We start from the raw sequence: 20,300 nt of genomic DNA, 5'->3' as shown, positions 1-20,300 counted from the left end.
ACCGTTTCACCGGCATCAACCCCAGGGAATCCGAGGAGGAAAACACCCGCCAGCGGTTGGTCGCGCGGGTGACGCAGCCGGTGCGCGGCGACTACAGCATCGCCGTGTTGTCGATGAAGGGCGGCGTCGGCAAGACCACCACGACCGTCGGTTTGGGCTCAACGTTCGCGGCAGTGCGCGGTGATCGCGTCATCGCGGTCGACGCCAACCCCGACTTCGGCACCTTAGCCCAGCGGGGGCCCGATCAAAGCCGGTCCACCGTGCGGGATCTGCTGTTGGACGACAACATCTTTCGCTACTCCGACATCCGCAGGCACACCTCGCAGAGCACGAGCCGGCTGGAAATCCTGGCCTCCGAGCGCGATCCGGCGACCTCGGAGGCGTTCTCCGACGCGGACTACCGGGTGGTGATCCGGCTGCTGCAGCGGTTCTACAACCTGATCCTCACCGATTGCGGCACCGGGCTGGTGCACTCGGCGATGGAAAGCGTGCTGGACGAGGCCGACGCCATCGTGCTGGTTGCCTCGCCCGCCATCGATGCCGCCCGCAGCGCTCTGGCGACGCTGGACTGGCTGGAACATCACGGTCGTGGGCATCTGGTACCCAACGCGACCGTCGTGATCAGCGCCTCACGACCCGGGAAATCGTCGGTGGACCTCGACAGGCTGGCCGCGCAGTTCATGACCCGCATCCGCGCCGTTCACGTCATCCCGTTCGACGACCACCTGGCCCAGGGGTCGGAGATCGTCCTGGATCTGATGGCCGGCCGAACCCGCCAGGCGTTCCTGGAGCTGGCCGCGTCAATTGCGGACGGATTCGCGAACACCAAACGCGCAGAACGTATCTCGCGCGGTTAGCGCGTTCGATTCACATCAGTCACGTGAGTACCGCGAGCAGAGGCACTAGCCGACTCACGAATCCGCTATCGCCGGTGCTAGCAGATTGCGAACTCGGATATTGGTCGCCGCGGCGGTACAGCTGTGACGGCTGAAACCAACCGGACAACCACTCATCCCTCCCGCGCTGCGATCATCGCCGAGCGATTGACCTTGGTCGCGGCGGTACGCGGAATCTTGTCGACGAATTCGACCGTCTTCGGGACCTTGTACGGGGCAAGGCGGCTCTTGGCGTATTCGATCACCTGTTGCTCGGTCAGCCCGCCCGCCGGTTGAACCACGGCGTGCACCCGGCGCCCCCATTGCGGATCGGAAAGCCCGATGACGACGACGTCGGCGATATCGGGATGCCCCGACAACGCGGATTCCACTTCTGCCGGAAAGACATTCGCGCCCCCGGTGATGATCATGTCGGCCCGGCGGTCGGTGATGTAGAGGTATCCGTCTTCGTCCAGGTGGCCGATATCCCCGGCGGAACGGAAGCCGTCCTCCGTCGACGGCAGCGGCGGCGCCCCACCCAGATAGCGATACCCGGCGCTCATCGGCGCGCGTAGGTACACGTCGCCGTCCTGGCCGGGGCCCAGCGGGTTCTTGTCGGCGTCCAGGATCCGGATCTCGGTGTCCCGAAAGCCGCGACCGACGCTGCCCGGATGGGTCAGCCACTCGTCGCCGCGCAGTGCGGTGAGCCCAAGATTCTCGGTCATGCCGTAGGCCGTCACGATCTGCTCGGGACTGAGCAGCTCGAACCAGGTGCGCAGCAACGACGGCGGCATCACGGCCGCGCCCTGCAGGATGAAGACAATGCTGGACAGGTCGCGCTGCCGGATGTCGGGCAGGGCGGCCACGCGTGCCAGCATCGTCGGCGTGGCGGTGAAATTGGTGATCCGGTAGCGCTCGATCGTGTCCACAAACAGTGCGGCGTCGAACTTTTCGAGTATGACGAGGTGGTCACCGCCCAACAGCATGAGGAAGGTGGCGAAGCCGTTGGTGTGATACATCGGCGCGGGCACCATGATGGTCTGCGGCTTGGGCACCGGCGTCCAGTTCGACAGGAAGGGCTCCCCCTGCTGCGGTATCCACAATGACGGCGCCAGGTTGAGAATCACTTTGGGGACGCCGGTGGAGCCGCTGCTGCAGATCCCGTTGGCGGTCGGGGAAATCGCTGTGGGCAGAGGGGTTTCGGGTTCGGCGGCCGCCAGCGCATCCAGCTCCCACCGGCTTTGGTCGTCGACCACCACGGCGGGGTCGATAACCGTGCGCACCCGGTCGCGTTCCCACTCCGGCAGGTCCCAGTGCATGGGAATCGGCACCGCACCGATCTTCCAGCACCCCAGGGTCGCCAGCACCAGATGTACCGAGTTCGGGATCGCAATGGCGACAAGCGAACCCGTTTCGGCGCCGCGGGCAGCCAGCGCTCGCCCCCACTGATTGGCGCGGGCGTCCAGTTCACCGAACGTCAGCTCCTGGGCATGGCCATTCAGCGCGACGACGGTCACCGCCCGCTTGTCGCGGTGCTGCTCGCCAAGTTCCTGCAGTTTGGTGCCGAACGGGACGCCCTCTTCTAGCGGGTCGGGCGTCATCGAAGCTGCCGTCTGGGTGCTCATACCGCTACCGGCCCACTGAACAGCGTCTCCAGAGACCCGTCGCGGACATCGGGTATCAGGCGCAGGCTGAGTGCCTCGGCGCTCAGCGGCAACCGGATCAGCGGTTGGGTGTGCCGGTCGAGCACGCTGACGTCGGACTCGTCACAGAATCCCAGCGCACCCAGCAATTGATGAGCGGTGCGCAGGACCTGCCGCGCGGTGTCGGCCGCTTTGAGACGAAGTACCAGAGCGTCGGCCGTACAAACTTGCTCCGCCGTCGAATCCGGTCGGCTGACGGTGTATTTGGCGAGTTCGTAAAGCCCGCGTACCGCCACGGAGGCATCCGCAACGGCGAACCTGACGGCCTGGAAATCCGCCAGCGGCTTACCGAACTGAACCCTCGCCCGCACGTGTTCGGTCGCGATGTCCAGCGACCGCTGCACCGCTCCCAACATCCGCCATGACCCCAGCACCAGATGAAGGTTAACGTCGGCGACGGGCACGCTGCCCGCTGGGCTGCTCAAAGTCGCCGGCACCAGGAACGGCCCCAGTTTGGCGTTGGTTCGCGACCCCGGCTGCGGGTGATACCGGTTGCCGTCGAGGTCGGCGGCCACCCAATCACCGGGCAGATCGCCGTGATCGATGCGTGGTGCCTTGGGATTCACCAAGGTCAGTCGAGCGCCGTCAACGCTCAACAGCTCCTCGACAAGCGGATAGGGCAGCGCGGTCGCGCCGGCGGCCCGGCACAGCACGGCCGCGGCCAGCAGGTCCTCAGACCCCGACCGGACGTCGAGTTCGAACGCGCCGAGCTCGCTCAGGGCCTCGCGTGCGGCGAGCCGGATGCTGTCATCGGTCTCGGCACGCAGTGCGGCTTGCGGCCCGCCCCACCGCGCCAGCCGCTTGGCGGCGACGGCGTCGAAGTCGGCGATATCTTGCGGCAGTTCGGTTTTCACCGGTGCTCTCCCAACACGTCGCGTGCCACCAGCATGCGCTGCACCTCGATGGTTCCCGACGCCACGGTGGCCGCTTGCGCGTAGCGCCAGTGGTCGTCGATCGCTCCGTGCAGCGCCGCCGAAGACCCGCTGTCCAGCGCAGTGGGCCCCAGCACGTCGAACAGCAACTCGGCCACCTGCTGATCGCAGATGGTGGTGGCGATGCGGGCGGCGCTGGCGGCCGCACCCGCCGCCGGGTCGTCCTGCAGCGACACCGCTCGATAAGCCATCAACCTGGCCACCCGCAAGTCGACGAGCGCCCGAACCCAGCGGGCGCGAATGGTTTCCGGCAACTTGTCCCAGTCATCGCCGAGTAGCTCCTGCATCCGGTGCAGCAGCGACTCGCATCGCGCGTAGCGTGCAATGCCAACCCGTTCGAAGGCCAGCGCCTCGCGCATCACCCGCCAGCCGTCGCCCGGCTCGCCCAGCACATCGCCGGGAAATGCCTGCACGCCATCCAGGAACATCTCGTTGAGGTGGTGCGGGCCCAGCATCGACGGGATACCCCGGACGGTGAACCCGGGGCGATCCATCGGAATCAGAAACAGGCTGAGCCGCTTCGACTTCGGCGCATCCGGATGGGTACATGCGGCCAGCACACACCACGATGCCATCCGGGCGTACGACGTCCACACCTTTTGGCCGGTGATACGCCAACCCGTTCCGTCGGGGCCGTCCGGGACGGCGCGGGTGCGCAACGAAGCAAGATCCGTTCCGGCTTCGGGTTCGGAAAATCCTTGGCACCAGATCACTTCGCCGGACGCGATGCCGGACAGGTGCTTGGCCTTCTGCTCGGCGGTTCCGTAACGCATGATCGCCGGGCCCACCCAGTTGATGCCCATGTACTGCGGCCCGCGGGGCTCGTAGTTGGCCCACATCTCCTCGCGCAGTACGGTCTGCTGCCAGATCGAACCGCCCCCGCCGCCATGCTCTTTCGGCCAGGCCAGGGCCAGCAGTCCTTCGGCCGCCAGCAGCTTGCAAAACGATTCGGTGGTGGCCAGGTCGTCCGGATCGTCGGTGCAGGCGCCCAGGAAATCGGCCGGGATATGGTCGGCGATCAACTGCCGCAGGTGCTCGCGCAGACCGGCCGCGTCGTCGCCGAGTTCGTAATCCATCGTCGTCACCCCTTCGGCAGCCCGAGCAGCCGCTCGGCGATGATGTTGCGCTGGACTTCGGACGTGCCGCCGTAGATGGTCGCCGCCAACGCATCCTGGCGTTCGAAGAGCAAGTCCGGGTCAGCGGCCGAACGGGGGCCGTTGGCGACCGCGCTCAGCTCCCAAACCCGTTGCAAGGTAACCGATCCGAGAAGCTTCAAAATATCGGCTTCCGGGCTGGGCCGGCCGGCGAGTTCATTGCCGAGGGCGCGGTAGCCGGTAGCCCGTAGCGCTTCCGCGTCGGCGAGCAGCGAACCCAATTCGGTGTAGCTGTCGAAGCCTCGATCCGCGTCGCAAGCGCCGCGGATCGAGTCCAGGCCACGCTCGATCTCGACCCAGTTCATGATCCAGATCATCTGTCGCTCATGCTGTAGCGACGCCAACGCGACGTGCCAGCCGTCGTTGTACGGGCCCAGCAGATTGTCCACCGGCACCTCGACGTCGTCGAGAAAGACTTCGCAGAACGTCTCGTCGGAGATCGACGCCATCCGGATCGGTTCGATCCGCACCCCGGGAGAGTGCAAGTCGAGGATCAGACAAGAGATGCCACGGTGTTTCGGCGCGTCGGGGTCGGTGCGGGCGTAGAGGGTGCACCACCGCGACAGGTGGGCCTGTGTGGTCCAGATCTTGTGGCCGTTGACCAAAAACACGTCCCTGTGGCGCTCGGCGCGGGTGCGCAGGCCGGCGAAGTCGGATCCGGCTTCCGGCTCCGACATGCCCAAGGCCCACCATTCGTCACCTCGCAGCAGCGGAACCAACAGACGGTCGATCTGCTCGGGGGTGCCGAACTGGCGGATGCCCGGAGCGGCGACGTTGGGGCCGGCGATATTGGGCAGCTTGGGCGCTGACCGCATGGCCGCCGCGAGCCGGATTTCCATGGCGTCGCGCAAGCCCAGCGATCGGCCGCCGTGCTCGCGCGGCCAGGTGGGCTGGATCCAGCCGGCTTCGAACGCGGCCCGCTGATAGTCGCGGCGGAGCCCGAGATCCCATCTGTACCTGGGGTATTGCTGGTAGTAGTCGTTCGGCAGAAAGTCGGTCAACCAGGCAGCGAACTCCTCGAGCAATGCCGTCATGCCGCGCCTCCTGCGAAGCGTTGGCCGACGGCGTGGTACAGCGCGCGACTGTCGCCCAGCATCGCCGCGCCCTGCCAGGCGTGGCGGACGAACAGATGGATGTCGTGCTCCCAGGTCTGGCCCAGCGCGCCATGCACCTGGACCGCGGTGCGCGCACAGTAGGTCGCGGCGTCGCCGGCGGCGGCCTTCGCCAGGGCCGCGGCGGTCCAGGCGCCGGTCCCGCCGGCACCCAGACGGCCGGCGGCTGCGTAAGTGAGGCTGCGGGCTCGCTCGATGCTGACGTAGTTGTCCGCCAGCGCGTGTTTGATGCCTTGGAACGAACCGATCGGCTTTCCGAATTGGCGGCGCGACTTCGCGTGTTCGACGGAACGGTGTAACGCCGTACTCGCCACCCCGAGCAAGTCGGCGGCGGCGGCGACCAGCGGTGCGGTCAGGGCCGATTCGACGTCTGCGATGGCGGCCGTGGTCGTCGGTGCGGCATCTATCTCGACGTCGGCAAGCGGCTGCGTGGGGTCGGTGGACTCGCCCGCCTGGATGGTCACCCCGTCACCGCAGCGGACCACCGCCGCCACCGGTCCGTCGTCGGAGCCGGCCAGTGTGACGATCAGCTCGGCGCGCTGCAGGTTGGGGACGGCGACCGCTCGTCCGGTGAGGCGGTTGTGGCGCAGCGTCATCGGCGCCCCCGGCAGCCGGTCACCGGGAGCGTGGACGGCCAGGGTCGCGACCACCCCGCTCGCGATGTCGGCGAGCACACCGTCGAAGGCGGTGCCGCAGGCCCGTAGAACCCCCGCGGCCATGCCCACGCTGCTCAGCAACGGTATGGGCGCGATCGCCGCCCCGCATTCCTCGAGCACCACTGCCAGCTCGACGGGCCCGAACTCACCACTGGTATCCGGCGCTGCCAGTTCCGTCCAGCCGAGGTCGACGACCATCTTCCACAGCGCGCGCCAGCCTTCCGGGTCGCTGATCGCCTGGCGTGCGACGCTCGTCGGACACTCGGTACGCAGGATGTCGCGTACGGTGTCGCGCAGCGCCAGCTGCTCCGAAGTCAGTGCAACATCCATAAGACCCCTAACATAATAAAAATAGTAAACTAGCGACTCGGGCGCAATCGGACGCCGGCAAGACACAGGTGAAACACATGGTCGAGTGGTATCTCTTTCTGCCGCAGGTGCGGTTGCCGGTGGCCGACTTCGTGCTGCGGGCGCGCGCGGCGGAAGCCAGCGGTTTCGACGGGCTGGCTTGTATCGACCACCTCGAGGCGCCCGGCCGCCCGGATGAAAACATCTGGGAGGCAATGGGTATCGCGACGTGGGTGGCGGCCAAGACGGATCGGCTGAAGATCGGGCACCTGGTGCTCTGCGACGCGTTCCGGCATCCGGCGGTGCTCGCCAAGCAGGCCGTCACCCTGTCGGAGGCCTCCGAGGGCAGATTCGAGCTTGGTCTGGGAGCCGGATCCTGGCCCGCCGAGTTCACCAGATTCGATGTCGGGCAACAGGATCCGCTTGCCCGGGTCCAGCAACTGCACCGCAACCTGGGTTTGATCAGAAAGTACTGGGCGGACGGCGAGAGCAGTCAATCTCCGCGGCCCACGCATCCGATACCGCTGGTCCTGGGCGGCAGCGGACGCCGAATGATGGAACTGGTTCGCAAATACGCGGATTGGTGGAACCTGCAGGCGAACCATCTGGACCGGTTGCCCCGGCTGGCCCCGTCCGCCGAACCGGCCCGGATCTCGGTGCAACAAGCGGTGGGCTTCGTCCGCTCCGGCAGCGATCCGGACGCCGTTCGCGAGGTGAGCACCCGGCGATTCGGTCAGCTGGGGCCGGGGTTGGTGTGCGGCACCGCCGAAGAGCTGATCGCGCACTTCAGCGGCCTGGCCGCCCAGCGGGTCGAGCGTTTCTATGTGTGGTTCGCCGACTTCGCGGCGCCCGATTCGCTCACCGAATTCGGTGAATCGGTCATCAAAGAATTTCCGCGCTCCGCGGGAGGTTGAGCTGCCGCGCGCCGGCGCGCCTCGGTGGGCACGATCGGGGGGCGTGCGTATGGACCCCGCCGCACGGCGTTCAGCCGGATCTCCGGCAGATCGACCGACGGGTCGACGGTGTCCAGCCAGGCGACCGCCTCGGCGACGTCGGACACCTGGATCGCGTACATCTCGAAGGGAACGTCCTGCAGCATCTCGGTTTCCACCGGACCGGGGGTCACGATGTGGACGCTGATGCCGTCGCGGTCGACCTCGAGCGCTAATGCGCGGGCGAAGGCGTTCATGCCCGCCTTCGTCGCGGAGTACGCCGTGCGCGCCATCATCGGCTCGTGCGCCGCGGACGACGAGATGAACACCAGCCGCGAGCCCGCGCGCATCCGCGGCAGCACGGCGGAGGTCACCACGAAGCAGGAGTCCAGATTGGCCGCCATGATCGTGCGCCACTGCTCGAACGTCTGCTTGCGGGCGTAGGTTCCGCCCAGCACACCTGCCGCGTGCACGACGAGATCAATTGTCTCCAAAGCACTTATCGCGTTCGAAAAGTCGCCCGGATCGGAGGCGTCGGCCACGATATGGCGGGCACCGAGCTCGTCGGCCGTCGCGCGCAACGGGTTCTCCCGGCGCGCCACCAGCACCACGTCGTAGCCGAGCTCACATAGCTTTCGACCGCACGCTTTTCCAATGCCACCGCTGCCGCCGGTCACCAATGCGGTACGCATGGGCAAGCGGCTACGGCCGCCGGATATCCCGCGGGCGGGACCCCGAACGTGAAAGAGCCTGCGGCGATAGCGCATAGATGCGCTGGTCAGCCCGGCCGGACAGCACATAGGTCTGGGTGTCGGCGAGGTGGCGGCACGCGATCCGGCGGGCCCGGTCGACGTCACCCTCCGCGATCGTCTCCGCCAGCTTGATGTGAGTGTTGAGTACCGCGCGGCGCTTGGCCAGCGACGGGTACGTGCCGCGCGCCGAACTCTCGTCGGCCCACTGCTGTTCGTGGCTGGTCCACAGCGTCTCCAGGCTGCCGACGACCGCGATGATGGTGTGGTTTCCGCAGCCGCGGACGACGAGATCGTGGAATTTACGGCCGATTTCGGTGAAGAGCCGGCCGTCTTCCAGGTTCTCGGCCATGGAGTCGTTGATCTCTTTGAGTTCGGGCACCAAGGTGTCCGCGCGGTCCGGCCGTTGGGCGGCCAGCGCGGCGCACGCCGGTTCAAGTTCCTGCAACGCCGCACCCAGGTCGGCGACGGCAACCGACTCGCTCTGCAATAGCAAACCGAGCATGTAGGCCGCGCTGGTCTTTGCGGGTGCATGCACGACGGCGCCGCCACGGTTGCCGCGCCGAACCGAGACCAAGCCCTCGGTCTCCAAGATCCGCAACGCCTCCCGCAACGAAACCAGGCTGACGTTGAACTGCTCGACCAGCACCTCCTGCCGTGGCAGCAGATCTCCGTCGGCGAGCTCGCCGTCGATGATCTGACGGCGCAGCTCGTCGGCTACGATCTCAGCGATCCGCGGCGCCGACAGCCGGCGACGGGCATCAGGGCCAATTCCCAGGGCGGTCATCCGATCCTCGTATGCTTGATTGATGGGTGGCGACCCGCTGCGCCCGGCTTCGCCGCGCTTGCGATCGCCACTGCGTAGTCGGCTGGCTTAGCTATCTTAGCAGTAATGATATAAATAGCCGGGTGAGTCGCGGTTCCGGAAATCCGCCGCTTGACGAATTGCGCGTGGTCGAGATCAGCGACCGGATCGCCGGTGGTTACTGCGGAAAACTGTTGGTGGACGCGGGCGCCGAAGTGCGCAAAATCGAATCGCCGCAAGGGGATTCGTTACGGCGCTGGTCGGCCGCCGGATCACAGGTACCGCCGCCGGGTAACTCGCCGTTGTTCAGCTACCTGAACGCGGGCAAACGCAGCCTGACCTGTCCCGCGGATTCGGATCGGTTCCGCGCCGAACTTTCCGCCGCCGACGTCGTCGTGGTCACCGCTGGCCCGTCGCAGGCGGCGGCGCTGGGTGTCGATCCGCAGCGCCTCCTGGCCGACTGCCCGCGTGCCGTCGTCGTGACCATCTCCGATTTCGGCTCGACGGGTCCGTACGTCGACCGCCCCGCCAGCGAGTTCACCTTGCAGGCCTGGGCGGGCTCGCCCGGCTTTCGGGGTGATCCCGCCGGGCCGCCCATAGCGATCGGTGGCGACCTGGGGGAGTACATGGGCGGCGTGTTCGCCGCGTTCGGCGCTCTGGCGGTGCGCCGCCGCGTCGAGCAAGGCGGCCCCGGCGAGCATCTCGACCTGTCCATGCTCGAAGCGATCACTTGGATGCAGAGCAGCGAATGGCTGCATTCTCAGCTGCTTCAAGTCCCGCCGATCCGCCGCACTCTCGAAGTCCCGTCCATCGAACCGGCCAAAGACGGCTACGTCGGGATCACCATGGTCACCGGTCAGCAGTGGCTCGACTTCGCCGCGATGGTCGGATGCCCGCAGTTCGCGGAGATCGAACAGCTGCAATTCCAGATCGGCCGGTGGGCCTACCGCGATTTCATTCGCGAACAGATCGGCCCGTGGATGGCCGAACGGACGGTCGAGGAGATCGTCGAGCTCGGCCAGCTTTTCCGGCTGCCCATCGCGGCGCTGGGCAACGGCTCCACGATCCGCGACATGGACTACGTGACGCAGCGTGGCGTGTTCGTCCGCAACCCCGCCGGCTTCCACCAGCCTCGGGCGCCGTGGCTGATGTCGCGCTGCGCGCCCCCGCCGGTAGGCGATACCGCATTACCCGGCGCCGACAACGACGAATCGCCTTGGCGCAAAAGAGAATACGACGGCCAGCCGACGCCACGAGGGCTGCCGCTGCACGGTGTCCGCATCGTCGATCTGACCGCCTTCTGGGCCGGCCCCGCCGCCACCCACGTGCTGGCCGCGTTCGGTGCCGACGTCGTCAAGGTGGAGTCCATCCAGCGGCCGGACGGGATCCGCTACTCCGGCGGCATGCGCAAGGACGTCGACGACTGGTGGGAATACGGCTGGGTGTTCCATGCGATGAACACCAACAAGCGTTCCGTCACACTGGATTTGAACTCCGACGATGGTCGCCGCTTGTTCAAGACGCTGGTCGCCGGCGCCGACGTGGTGATCGAGAACTTCTCCCCGCGGGTGATGGACAACTTCGGGCTCACCGCCGAGGTGCTGCTGCAGGTGAACCCTAAACTCGTCGTCGCCCGGATGCCGGCGTTCGGGCTGGACGGTCCGTGGCGTGAGCGGGTGGGATTCGCCCCCACCATGGAACAGCTGGCCGGACTGGCCTGGGTGACGGGATTGCCGGAGAATCCGCCGGTGACGCCGCGCGGGGCCTGCGATCCGCTGGCCGGGGTGCACGCCGCGTTCGCGGTGCTGGCCGCGCTGCACTTCGCCGACCGCACCGGCACGGGTCAGCAAGTCGAGTTGCCGATGATCGAAACGGTCCTCAACGTCACCGCGATCCAGCCGATCGAGCACCAGGTCTCCGGTGTGACGCTGAGCCGGCGGGGCAACCGTGGTCAGGGCCCGGCCATTCAGAACATCTTCCGGTGTGCCGGCGCGGAAGACGACTGGATCGCGGTCACTGTGCAAGACGACCGACAATGGCGCGCGCTGGTCGAGCTGATGGGCCGGCCGTCCTGGTGTGACGAGGGGCTGTCCAGCGTGGTCGCGCGGCACGCGCGGGCCGACGAGATCGACGGGTGGCTGCGCGCCTGGTTCGCCGGACAGCCGCTGGAGTCGACGGTGGAGCGACTGGCCGGGGCCGGCATTCCCGCCGCCCCGGTGGTTTCACCGTCGTTGGTGACTGAGAATCCGCAACTGCGCGACAGGGGATTCTTCGAACAGCTCGTCCATCCGAGCACGGGGGCCGGTCTATACCCCTGTCCGCCGTTTGCCCGGCTCGCCGGCCATACCAGGTGGCTGCACCGGCCGCCGCCGCGGCTCGGCGAGCACAATGACGAGGTGCTGCGTGATCGGTGCGGGCTGAGCGGGGAAGAGCTGGCGCGCCTGGCCGCTGACGGTGTGATCGGGACACGGCCTGCGGGCGCCTGAAAGAGCGTTCTCGCGCGACGAGATCGACGGTAGCGTGCTGGTCACTCGTACTTCTTCGCGCCACCGTCAGTCTCGATGGAAGCGTCCTGGCCGCTACCGAGCACGCCGAAGCAGCGGCGCCGAGCCTAGACTCTGGGCATGTTAGCGACTTGCTCGAGGGTATGGAGCATCTGATGCGTGTGATCGTCGACCCGGATTTGTGTGAGGCCAACGGCTTCTGCGAATCGATCGCCCCGGACATCTTCGAACTCGGCGACGAGGACGTGGTGCAGATCGCCGAGGGCGACGTGCCGGCAGACCGGGAGGTCGACGTGCGCGCCGCCGTCGAGCAGTGCCCCAAGGCCGCGCTGAAGCTACGCGACTGACGCCCTACGACGGCGAGCGCCGCGACGGCGCGAGTGAGGAGTAGGGCAATCAGACTCAGCGCGCGGTAAGCGATATCGCCATCTCGTCGTAGATCGACATATTGGTGGTCAGATTCGGGTAGGACACCTTGGCCGGGCCCACATCAATGTCGTCGCACCGCAGCAGCAGCTCGTCGAACACCGCGCGCAGTTCGGCGCGCGCCAGCATGGCGCCCAGGCAATGATGAGGACCGCCACCCCCGAACGCCACGTGCGGGTTGGGCTGTCGGCCGATGTCGAAGGTGAACGGCGACTCGAAGACCTCCTCGTCGCGGTTGGCCGAACGCAGCATCGACACCACCCGGGCACCGGCGGGAATGTGCACACCGTCCATTTCGATGTCGACCTTTGCCGTGCGCGTCCAGTACGCCACCGGTGTGGCCCAGCGCAGCACCTCCTCGACGGCGCTGGAGCGCAGCGCTTCGTGCTCCCGATAGCGGTCGATCTGGCCGGGATTCGCGACAAACGCCTGAAGCCCGATCGCCAGCGCATTCTTGGTGGTGTCGCTGCCGGCGAAGGCCAGCACGAAGAAGAAGAACTCGAGCTCGTTGGCGGGCAGCCTGAACTCCTCACCGTCGTCGCCGGTGATGACTGCGGACGCCAGCGTGCTCCAGATATCGTCGGCGGGATTGCGCCGCTTTTCCGCGGTGAGTTCCATCGCGTACCCGAAGATGGTGGTGTAGAGGTCGGTATAGTCCTGCCGGCTCGGCCGCGCTCCCGGCGAATTGGCCTTCAGGATTTGGTCCAGGCAATCGAAGATTCGGGGCCGGTCGGATTCCGGTATGCCGATGATGTCGCCGATGACCGTCATCGGCAGCGCGTCGGCCACGTCCTCGATCCAGTCGCCGCCGCCATTGGCGAGCAGGGCATCGATCATCCGCGCCGCTCGCGCCCGAATTCCGGCCTCTAGCTTGGCGATTGCCCGCGGGTTGAAGGCGTGCGAGATGAGCTTGCGGCGTTTGTTCAGCCCCGGCGGGTCCATGTTGATGATCGTCGGGTACGACGAGAACATGCCGACCGGCTGGATGAGTGGGCCGTCCACCGCCGTGAACGATTCGACGTCTCGGTGCAGGCGCACCGCGTGCCGGTGCTTGGTCGTCACCCAGAACTCACGTTCGACGGTCTCGGCGACGCCGGGGGTGAGGTCATGCCGGAAAAGTGGCCTGGTGCGGCGTAATTCGGCGAACAACTCATCCGGAAAACCGTTGCGCCACAACGTAAAATCGGAAAGATCCACAGTGACACTCGGCATGGCCAACCTCGTTTCCGGGTCGGACCTCGACAGGAGAGGCCCGCGTTGACGTTCAATGCTTAAGATAGTAAAAATAGATCTTGTCGTCGAACCGCGGCCAAGCTGCGCTCGGCCGTGTCGGAAACGGAGTGCTCGTGACGCATACGATGTCGGACTCGGCTTCCGAATCAGCCGCAGACCCGTCGGAACAGGAATTCGGTTCGGCCGGTATCGCCCTGTCGAAGTACCGCTTCCCGACGGGCTGGTTCATCGTCGCCTTCGCCTCCGACTTGGCCCCCGGTCACGTCAAGCGCGCACACTACTTCGGCGAGGAGCTGGTGCTGTTCCGCACGGAGTCCGGCGAGGTGCATGCGCTCGATGCCTACTGCCAGCACCTGGGCGCCAACCTCGGCGTCGGCGGCACTGTGGAAGGCGAGAACATCGTCTGCCCGTGGCACGGCTGGCGATGGCGCGGCGACGGCACCAACGCGCTGATCCCATACAGCAAGATCGGCTGCAAGAACAACGTCCGCATCCGCACCTATCCGGCGGTCGAGTGGTACGGCTTCATCCTGGTGTGGCACGAACGTCACGGCCGGGCGCCGTACTGGCAACCGCCGGTGCTCCCCGAATTGGAAACCGATGAGTATTACCCGCTGCACCCGCACACCCGGATGGTCAACCGGGTCAAGGTGCACGCGCAGATGATCATCGAGAACGCCGCCGACCCGTACCACGTCCAGTACGTGCACAAGGCCGCCAACCCGGCCACCACCGCGTCGTTCGAGGTCGCCGGCTATCACCTGCACGCCACCGTCAACGCGCATTTCGGCGGCGGCCGGGCGCAGACCTGGTTGACGCCCAACGGGCCCGTCGACGCCAAGATCATCTACGACAACTACTCGCTGGGGCTGGGCGTCGTTCGCTTCCCGAGTGAGCTGGTGGCCACCGTCCAGGTCACCGGGCAGACCCCGGTCGACGAGGACTACACGGACTACTTCTACACGCAGGCTTCCGTTCGCGAGCCCGGCGACACCGGCGACGTGCCGACCGGCCGCGCCGCCAAGTTCCTGGCCCTGCAGCAAGAGGTGATCAAACAGGACTTCTTCACGTGGGAGAACATGAAGTACTTGGAGAAGCCGAACCTGGCGCCCGAGGAAGCGCACGACTATGCGGCGCTGCGCCGCTGGGCGCACCGCTTCTACCCGGGCACACAACCGGCGCCGAACGACTTCGGCTATACCGCCGAGGGTGAGCCCGACCCGGCGGCCGCCAAAGCCTGATTCGGGAGATTTGATGCCGTCCGTCCGGCGCCAGCCTTTGGGGCCCTCTGAGTTCGGCGTCGATAGCTTTACCGTGCCCGCGGTGCTGGATCGCCGGGCCGAGCAGTATCCCGACCGCGTGATGATGTCGATCGACGGGACCGACGTGAGCTTCGGTCAGATGCGGCAGCGGTCCCGTGCGGCCGCCGAGCTGCTGACCGATCGGGGTGTCGGCAAGGGCGATTCCGTAGCACTGTTCACCACCACCTGCCCGGCTTGGATCTACTTCTGGCTGGGCGCGGCCCGCATCGGCGCGGTGAGCGCGGCGGTGAACGCCGCCAACAAGGGCGACTTCCTGCTGCACACCCTGCGATTGTCCAAGGCCAAAGTGATCCTCACCGACACCGAGCGACGCCCCCGCGTCGACGAAGTCGCCGACCGGTTGGATACCGTGACCGACGTTGTGGTGCAGGATGATTCGCTGGGCCAAGCCCTGGATCGAGTGGGCGGTCGCCCCCTGCGAGACCACGTCGGGGAGATCGGTGAACTCGGGGCGCTGTTCTTCACGTCGGGCACCACCGGACCCTCGAAAGCGGTTGCCACCTCGTGGCACTACTTGTTCTCCGTGGCCGCGACCGTCGCTGAGGCTTGGCAATTCAGTCCCGGCGAGGTGCTGTGGACCGCGATGCCGCTGTTCCATCTCAGCGCGGCGCCCAGCGTGCTGGCTCCCATGCTGGTCGGCGGGACGACGGTGCTCGCCGGTGCCTTCCACCCCGCCGCGGTCTGGGACGACGTGCGAGCCCACCGCGCCGTCGGTTTCGCCGGCGCAGGGGCAATGGTTTCGATGCTGCAGAACCTGCCGCCCGATCCGCGCGACGGCCAGCTGCCGTTGCGGTTCGTCTCGGCGGCACCCATCGACGCGCACTCCTACCGCCAGATCGAAAGGCGCTACGGCTGCCGCATCGTCACGATGTACGGGATGACTGAGGCGTTTCCTCTTGCCGTCAAAAGTGTTGCCGACGAGGGAGTTCCGGGGACATCGGGTCGCCCCAACCCGAATTTCGAACTGCGCATCGTCGACGCGGACGGCAACCCCCAGGCTGCCGGAACCGTCGGGGAAATCGCCTGTCGGGCCCGACACCCGCACGTGATGAGCGAAGGATACGTCAATCCCGGTGACACGCCGGGCTTGCAAGTGCATCCGCACCACGAGTGGTTCCGAACCGGCGACCTGGGCAAGCTGGATGACGACCAAAACCTGACGTATGTCGATCGCGTCAAAGATTCGTTGCGCAGGCGCGGCGAGAACATCTCCTCGGTCGAAGTGGAAGCCGTCGTGTTGCGCCACCCCTCCGTTGCCGAAGCGGCAGCTGTCGGAGTACCCAGCGAGTTGGGTGAGGATGACATCCTGCTGGTCGTGACGCTGCGCCCCGGTGCGGAGCTGAATTACCCAGAGCTGCTTGATTTCTGCGCCGCCCGGATGCCCTACTTCTGTGTGCCGCGATTCGTCGAGACCGTCGATGAACTTCCGAAGAACGGTATCGGGCGGATACGTAAAGATCTATTGCGGAAACGAGGTGTAACGCAGGATGTCTGGGATCGGGAAAGTCAGGGATACATCGTCAGCCGTTAGGTCGAATTGAGGTCTGGAGAACAAAGATGACCATGAGCTATCAGGAACAACAGCTGCTCCAGGCCGCAACCGGCCGCGGCGCCATCCTGGATCTGGACGCGCGGCACAATCGGGCCTACTCCGACGGCGACCGGGACCGCTGGATCGCCACATTCCGTCACTCCGGTGCCAGCTACACCCGCGACGGTGAGGTGTTCCACGATCTACGCGCGGCTTTCGACGGCGGGGACGGGCAGCGCCTGATCACCGTCGATCACGAGATTGAGGTCGACGGTGTGCACGCCAGTCAACGTTGTGTCGCCGTGCTTTTCGCGGTGGCATATGGCGACACCACGTTGCGGGCCACCGGGACCTTCCGGGATGAACTGATCTACGAGCGTGGCGGCTGGTATTTCACCTCGCGCGCCCTCGCCTGGGATTCGGTGCCCAGCCGGCATCCGCTCGTCATGTGAAGCGGCACGTGAACCAGAACTCCAGCGACCAAGCCGGCTATCAGCTCGCCTTCGGCACCTATGACGACGCGCTGCGCATGGTCGGTGCGGCGAGCGAACCGCGAACCGCGCGAACTGCGGTCAGCGCCGCGCGGATTCAACTGTTCGCCGCGATGGTCCGCGACAGCAACCGTTCCTATTGGGACGCCGAGTACGCTCGGCAAACGTGGGGTGGTTTGCTGGCTCCGCCGGCTCTGCTGATGGGGTGGCTGATACCGCCGCCCTGGGAGCCGCAAGGACGACCACCGGTGGCCTCCCTGGTGCTGCGGGTGCCCCTGCCGGGTACCACTTTCATCAACGCGGCCAACGATGTCGAGTTCTCGGAACCCATCGTCGAGGGCGACGTGCTTACCGTCGTCGAGGAATTGGTGTCGGTGTCGCCGGAGAAGCGGACCCGGCTGGGAGCCGGACATTTCGTCGAGACGCTGGAGACCTACCGCCGCCAGGACGGCGTCGTGGTGGCCAAGTGCCGAAATACGTTGTTCCGCTTCACCCCGGGAGGATCGTCGTGACGAACCTCGATCTGGATTGGAACGAGGTCGAGGTTCCGGCGCAACTCCCAGAGGTGGTCGAGGAGGTCACATACCGGCGAGTTGTAGAAAACGCCGGAGCGACTTGGGACTATTTCCCAGGCCATTTCGACCCCGAGTACGCCCGCGGCCAGGGGAACCCGACGATTTACGTCAACACCATGCACCTCGCCGGATTCGCCGACCGCATTGCGACCGACTGGGCCGGCCCCGGCAGTCGCGTGGTGCGCCGCTCTATGCGGCTGGCCGGTTCGGTCTATGCGGGAGACACCATGATCGGCCGCGGCCGGGCGGTCGCCAAGCGACTCGACACCTCGGTCGACCCGCCGCGCCACCTGGTCGACATCCAGATCATCGTCACCAATCAGCATGGCGCGCTGTGCTGCCCGGTCGAGCTCACCTTGCAGCTAGCCCGATCTCACGACAACCCGGTGGGGCCCGCATGACTGACGATTGGCGCAGCTATCCGTTCACGTTGGTGCCCGGCGACGCGCTGCTGGACTTTCCCGCCGCCGAAGGCGAACACCCCGATCAAGAGTCTGATACCTGGTTCATCGCGGGCCAACTCGACGCGACAGAGAGCGAGCGGTCGTTTGCGTTCCTGACGATCTTCAACAAGAACCGGCCCGGCGGAACCGTAGTCGCCGATTTCTACACGCTGGCCCTGTTCGACCTGGACACCGGCGAGTACGGCACATATACGGATTACGACATGCCGCCGGCCAACATGAAACCCGGAGCCGTACCCAAGCTTTCGATGGCCGCGGGATATCTCGACCTCGAATACCGAAGTGGCTCGGGCATCGCGTCGTGGACCACCCGCCGAACCGGCAACGACGAATTGGTGCCCTACACCTACCAAGTCAGCCTGACGGGTACGGACCAGGACGGGAGGTCGATGCGGCTGGATCTGGCTGTGGCGCCGACGCGCGCGCCCACACCGGTCGGCGCGTCGACCTACAACGGCAAGATCGTCTGCTTCGGACAGGAAGACACGTACTCGTACTTCCAGACCGGAATGGCCATGACCGGAACGTTGAGCTGGGGCGAGTTGGAGGCGGACGTGTCCGGCTCCACGGGTCACGTTGACCGGCAGTGGTTTCCGAAGTACGCCGGCGGCGGCGGCAGTGGGGGAGCGCCACGGGCCAGGTCCCACGAATGGCGAACGATCAATTTCGACAACGGCGTCGACTTGAGCATCTGGCGCCAGTTCGACCGTACGAATGGCAATGCACTGCAACCGTTTACCGGTGTCACGACGAGCTCACCCGACCCCGCGGCGGCGCCGCACTGCGCCGAAGACGTCGACGTCGTGGTGACCAGCTACGTGAAATGGCCGAGTTCGGTGCGCCCCCTGCTGCGTCCGCCGGCGCAAGCCCGGTATCTGCCGGATCGTCACCGGATCATCTGTCCCACACTTGAACTGGATATCGTCGGAGAGCCCCTGGTGGCCGCGCCGGCGCACGCCCTCCCGATCGAATACATGGAAGGCCCTTATCGATACCGCGGCACCATGTGGGGTGAGTCGGTGAGTGGCTTCGCGTTCAACGAGCGCTCTCTGGCGCTGTACCGGGACTGGGAGCTCGTCGACGTGCTGGCCACGACCGCCGAAAATCTCGATCCGCCCGCCACGGATCTACTCGCCTTGGTGGATCAGCTGGCGCCGTTGGTGGCGGCAGGCCGCCCCCAATCCCGTCGTGAGGCGATAGCACTGCTGAAAACGGCAAGCCCCCAAAACGACGCGCTGGCAACCATTCTCGACGATCTGATCACCGCGCTGTCCGAGCCGCAGTCAGCCGACAGCTGAGGCCGCGTCCCCTATTGCCTGCTCCCACGCGATGTGGCGATGCTGCAACCCTGGCTCGTTGCGTCCGAACACCAGTCGATCGCGCGCACCCGACTCGAGGTTGGCCTGCAGCGATTCGACCAGCCGGTAGTCCTCGTCGCGCACGGTGGCATGCGCGTACTCGAAGACGGCCGCAGCGCCTGCGGCCACGGATTCGTCGGACAGGTCGAGCGGTGTCGAATTCTGGTGAACGGTGATCGACCGACCGGGCCGGTCGGCAGGGTAGACCCGAAACAGCTCGCCGTTGGCGATCGTCACGGACAGCACGATGTTGGGGAACAACGCGTAGATCACCACCATGCTGCGAAATGGCTCCCACTGATCTTCGGGGACGTTGTCCAGTTCGAGGATGCCGTTCAGCGGAAAGATCAAGCGATGATGCGGGCCGAATGAGTCGAACACCGTGCAGTTGCTGCGGGCGATGGTGGCAAAGGTCTGCCGGTGCACGGTGGCAAAGTGGTAGTTCTCCGCGAAAGTGTCGATTGCCAGCTTCCAGTTGATCGGGCAGTCCAGCACCTTCTCGCCCAGCGGAGACCACCGTCCGATGCCCCATGAGTCCAGCTCGTCAGCCAGCGGGCCCAGGTGCGTGGCGATATCCAGGGTCGCACCGGGATCCAGTGCCACCCAAAGGAATCCGGCGAACTCGACAGCCGGCAGCTCGGTCAGGCCGTCGGACTTCAGCGACATATCGGGGAAGCCCTCGCGGCCCGGCAGCCCGACCAGCCGCCCGGTGTTGTCGTACGTCCACGCGTGGTAGGGGCAGCTGAACCGCTTCGCGGTGCCGCACCCGGTGACGACTTGCGACTGACGATGCAGACAGACATTGTCGAACGCCTTGACCGACCCGTCGGCTGTCCTGGTCAGCAGGACGGACCGGCCCATCACCGTCTTGGTGCAGTAGCTGCCCGGGCCAGGCAACTCCGAGACGTATCCGACCAGTTGCGGGCTGGCCAGCAGCATGGCCCGGTCGCGCTCGTGCCGCTTGAGTGAGGTGTACTCGCGCGCGTCGACGGCATGTTGCGCGGGCGCCAGATCGGTGGTTTTGTCGCGTGCCAGCTTCAAGGCACGTCGGGTCAGGTCGATGAGTTGGTCGTGATCCATCGGAAGTCCCCAGTGCAGTCGGTTCGAGCAGCGTCCGGCTCTAACTTTAT

At 66.2% G+C, this 20,300-nt stretch carries 18 protein-coding genes and 1 pseudogene; 10 read left to right on the top strand and 9 right to left on the bottom strand.

Annotated elements, in window-relative coordinates:
- A partial coding sequence (locus A5791_RS13065; protein ID WP_197504682.1) for a MinD/ParA family protein occupies window positions 1-857 on the top strand: 857 nt, incomplete at its 5' end.
- 152 nt (window positions 858-1,009) lie between these two features.
- On the opposite strand, the gene A5791_RS13060 is transcribed toward A5791_RS13065, so the two are convergent.
- Genes A5791_RS13060 through A5791_RS13040 form a run of 5 tightly spaced genes read right to left on the bottom strand, consistent with a single transcriptional unit; the run spans window position 1,010 to window position 6,762 of the window.
- Complete coding sequence (locus A5791_RS13060; RefSeq protein WP_067236853.1) at window positions 1,010-2,500, bottom strand: class I adenylate-forming enzyme family protein; 1,491 nt, start codon at window positions 2,498-2,500, stop codon at window positions 1,010-1,012.
- On the bottom strand, window positions 2,497-3,432 hold the full coding sequence (locus A5791_RS13055) for an acyl-CoA dehydrogenase family protein (protein ID WP_067236850.1): 936 nt from the start codon (window positions 3,430-3,432) through the stop codon (window positions 2,497-2,499). The genes A5791_RS13060 and A5791_RS13055 overlap by 4 nt, the downstream gene beginning before the upstream one ends.
- Window positions 3,429-4,586, bottom strand: a complete 1,158-nt coding sequence (locus A5791_RS13050; RefSeq protein WP_067236869.1) for an acyl-CoA dehydrogenase family protein — start codon at window positions 4,584-4,586, stop codon at window positions 3,429-3,431. Before A5791_RS13050 ends, A5791_RS13055 begins: the two co-directional genes overlap by 4 nt.
- Window positions 4,587-4,591: 5 nt before the next feature.
- Window positions 4,592-5,698, bottom strand: coding sequence for an acyl-CoA dehydrogenase family protein (locus tag A5791_RS13045; RefSeq protein WP_067236847.1), 1,107 nt, complete (start codon window positions 5,696-5,698; stop codon window positions 4,592-4,594).
- Window positions 5,695-6,762 carry an acyl-CoA dehydrogenase family protein gene (locus tag A5791_RS13040; RefSeq protein WP_067236846.1) on the bottom strand — a complete coding sequence of 356 codons (1,068 nt, stop codon included), beginning with the start codon at window positions 6,760-6,762 and terminating at the stop codon, window positions 5,695-5,697. Before A5791_RS13040 ends, A5791_RS13045 begins: the two co-directional genes overlap by 4 nt.
- Before the next feature lie 77 nt (window positions 6,763-6,839).
- Here A5791_RS13040 and A5791_RS13035 point away from each other — a divergent pair, with 77 nt between their 5' ends.
- Window positions 6,840-7,694: an LLM class flavin-dependent oxidoreductase gene (locus A5791_RS13035; RefSeq protein WP_067236841.1), complete on the top strand. Its 855-nt coding sequence runs from the start codon at window positions 6,840-6,842 to the stop codon at window positions 7,692-7,694.
- A gap of 5 nt (window positions 7,695-7,699) precedes the next feature.
- On the opposite strand, the pseudogene A5791_RS13030 reads toward A5791_RS13035, so the two are convergent.
- Both A5791_RS13030 and A5791_RS13025 read right to left on the bottom strand, forming a co-directional pair.
- Window positions 7,700-8,404: pseudogene (locus tag A5791_RS13030) on the bottom strand (SDR family oxidoreductase); the annotation flags it as partial.
- Between the two features lie 10 nt (window positions 8,405-8,414).
- Window positions 8,415-9,248: a FadR/GntR family transcriptional regulator gene (locus tag A5791_RS13025; RefSeq protein WP_067236833.1), complete on the bottom strand. Its 834-nt coding sequence runs from the start codon at window positions 9,246-9,248 to the stop codon at window positions 8,415-8,417.
- Window positions 9,249-9,370: 122 nt separating this feature from the next.
- Here A5791_RS13025 and A5791_RS13020 point away from each other — a divergent pair, with 122 nt between their 5' ends.
- A complete protein-coding gene (locus A5791_RS13020) occupies window positions 9,371-11,752 on the top strand; it encodes a CaiB/BaiF CoA-transferase family protein (protein WP_067236830.1) in 2,382 nt (793 codons plus the stop codon).
- Window positions 11,753-11,925: 173 nt separating this feature from the next.
- Window positions 11,926-12,117, top strand: a complete 192-nt coding sequence (locus A5791_RS13015) for a ferredoxin (RefSeq protein WP_067236866.1) — start codon at window positions 11,926-11,928, stop codon at window positions 12,115-12,117.
- A gap of 55 nt (window positions 12,118-12,172) precedes the next feature.
- Here the strand turns inward: A5791_RS13015 and A5791_RS13010 are convergent, their stop codons facing one another.
- Window positions 12,173-13,408: a cytochrome P450 gene (locus tag A5791_RS13010; protein WP_067236826.1), complete on the bottom strand. Its 1,236-nt coding sequence runs from the start codon at window positions 13,406-13,408 to the stop codon at window positions 12,173-12,175.
- Between the two features lie 134 nt (window positions 13,409-13,542).
- Here A5791_RS13010 and A5791_RS13005 point away from each other — a divergent pair, with 134 nt between their 5' ends.
- The 6 genes from A5791_RS13005 (at window position 13,543) to A5791_RS12980 (ending at window position 19,110) form a co-directional block, all read left to right on the top strand.
- Entirely contained in the window at window positions 13,543-14,670 is a 1,128-nt protein-coding gene (locus tag A5791_RS13005; protein WP_197504681.1) for an aromatic ring-hydroxylating dioxygenase subunit alpha, read from the top strand.
- Between the two features lie 13 nt (window positions 14,671-14,683).
- Window positions 14,684-16,282 carry an AMP-binding protein gene (locus tag A5791_RS13000; protein ID WP_067236861.1) on the top strand — a complete coding sequence of 533 codons (1,599 nt, stop codon included), beginning with the start codon at window positions 14,684-14,686 and terminating at the stop codon, window positions 16,280-16,282.
- A 26-nt stretch (window positions 16,283-16,308) separates the two neighbouring features.
- Entirely contained in the window at window positions 16,309-16,734 is a 426-nt protein-coding gene (locus A5791_RS12995) for a nuclear transport factor 2 family protein (protein ID WP_067236822.1), read from the top strand.
- 77 nt (window positions 16,735-16,811) lie between these two features.
- A complete protein-coding gene (locus tag A5791_RS12990; protein WP_067236857.1) occupies window positions 16,812-17,285 on the top strand; it encodes a MaoC family dehydratase N-terminal domain-containing protein in 474 nt (157 codons plus the stop codon).
- Window positions 17,282-17,749 (top strand): MaoC family dehydratase, encoded by a 468-nt coding sequence (locus A5791_RS12985; RefSeq protein ID WP_067236818.1) that lies wholly within the window; start codon window positions 17,282-17,284, stop codon window positions 17,747-17,749. The genes A5791_RS12990 and A5791_RS12985 overlap by 4 nt, the downstream gene beginning before the upstream one ends.
- Complete coding sequence (locus tag A5791_RS12980; RefSeq protein ID WP_067236814.1) at window positions 17,746-19,110, top strand: lipocalin-like domain-containing protein; 1,365 nt, start codon at window positions 17,746-17,748, stop codon at window positions 19,108-19,110. Before A5791_RS12985 ends, A5791_RS12980 begins: the two co-directional genes overlap by 4 nt.
- Here the strand turns inward: A5791_RS12980 and A5791_RS12975 are convergent.
- Window positions 19,096-20,250 carry an SRPBCC family protein gene (locus tag A5791_RS12975; RefSeq protein ID WP_067236810.1) on the bottom strand — a complete coding sequence of 385 codons (1,155 nt, stop codon included), beginning with the start codon at window positions 20,248-20,250 and terminating at the stop codon, window positions 19,096-19,098. The genes A5791_RS12980 and A5791_RS12975 overlap by 15 nt on opposite strands.
- Window positions 20,251-20,300: the final 50 nt, after the last annotated feature.

It is taken from the genome of Mycobacterium sp. 852002-51163_SCH5372311, assembly GCF_001667115.1.
Classification (GTDB): Bacteria; Actinomycetota; Actinomycetes; order Mycobacteriales; family Mycobacteriaceae; genus Mycobacterium.
The sequence above is the reverse complement of the archived record's forward strand: the minus strand, read 5'-3'. Positions and strand labels throughout refer to the sequence as shown.